A 1,308-nucleotide genomic window follows, 5' to 3' on the forward strand; every position below is an offset into this window, starting at 1 on the left:
CGCATCACGATGAACAGCGAATAGTCGATCGCCAGCGCGATGCCGAACATCGATACCGTCGACGTGACGTACACCGACATCGTGGTGAACATCGCCACCAGGTAGACCAGCCCCATGGTGACGATGACGGTGCCCACACCGAGGGTGAGCGGGATTGCCGCCGCGGTCAGCGACCCGAACACCGCCAACAGCACGATCAACACGATCGGCAGATTCCACCGCTCGGCTGCGGCGATGTCGTGTTTGGTCTTCGCCGATGCCGCCGCCCCCAGCGCGCCCTGTCCGATGACGTAGAGCCGCACCGAGCCGTTGTCGATCTGGCCGGGTTGGTCGTCGTGGACACCTAGCTTTGCCCGCAACTTCTTGGCGATGTCGACCGCTCCGGTGTTGTTGAAGTCCAGCCGCAGCGACACCACGTAAGGCCGGTCCGGTCGCGGCGGTTGCTGGGTCGGGGTGGGCACCACCGCCACGCTGGGCACCTCGGCCGCGACCCGCTCCAACAGCGCCACCGCCGAGTTCATGTCGTGATAGCCGGCGTTAGCGCGGGGCGCAGCCACCAAAGCCAGCGCCGACGCGCCCTGGCCGGGGTAGTGATCCTCGAGCTGGTGCTGCACGTGCAGGGACTGCGACCCCGCCACCTCGAAACCGCCGCCGGTGAGTCGACCCGACTGGGTCGCGGCCAGGTAGATCGCCGGCACCAGCGCCAGGAACCAGCCGGTGACGACCAGCCAGCGGCATCTGCGTAGGCCGCCGCTGAGGCTCATCATGAACTGCTGGATTGCCGTCTCCCGCTCTTCGTCGCACCGTGCCGCCCTCTGGACGCCCGGTGCCGCCCTGGTAGCGCTGCGTCCCGTCCCCATCCGGGCCTGTTTTGCGTGCTGCGAGCCTACCGCAGCACGCGGTCGCGCAATCTGCCTTTTCCTCCGTGAGCTGCAAAGACCGGCAACCTCGAAACCCGCCATCCCGACGCCGGGACACGGACACGATCCGCGCCACCGGCCGGGCCGCGAACGCGGGCAACCAGGCGACCCACCAGCGTTCGGGGCCGCCCGCCGGGCAAAACTCCTTTTCGCTCAGGTTTGAGGAACGGTGCCGAGCAGCCCGCCGCGGCTGGGAGAGCTGCGTTGGCCGACGACGGCGCCGCCTTCGGGGTCGACCTCGCTTTCGGTCCGGAACATGAAAAAGAACACCACCCAGCCGATGGCGGCGACGAGCAACCAGCTGATCAGCCGATAGACCAGCATCGCCGAGATGGCGTCGGGCCACGACATGCCGCTGGACACCAGCCCCGGCACCAGCACCGCTTCG

General features: G+C 68.0%; 1 protein-coding gene and 1 pseudogene. Both read right to left on the reverse strand.

Features of this window, described 5'->3' with window-relative positions; translation table 11 throughout:
* Positions 1-767 (reverse strand): MMPL family transporter (locus tag AC2VOP_RS00200; protein WP_486959092.1); only part of this gene is annotated, 767 nt, incomplete at its 3' end.
* A gap of 306 nt (positions 768-1,073) precedes the next feature.
* A pseudogene (locus tag AC2VOP_RS00205) lies at positions 1,074-1,308 on the reverse strand (hypothetical protein); the annotation flags it as partial.

The sequence above is a fragment of the Mycobacterium sp. TH-M106 genome (assembly GCF_057473765.1).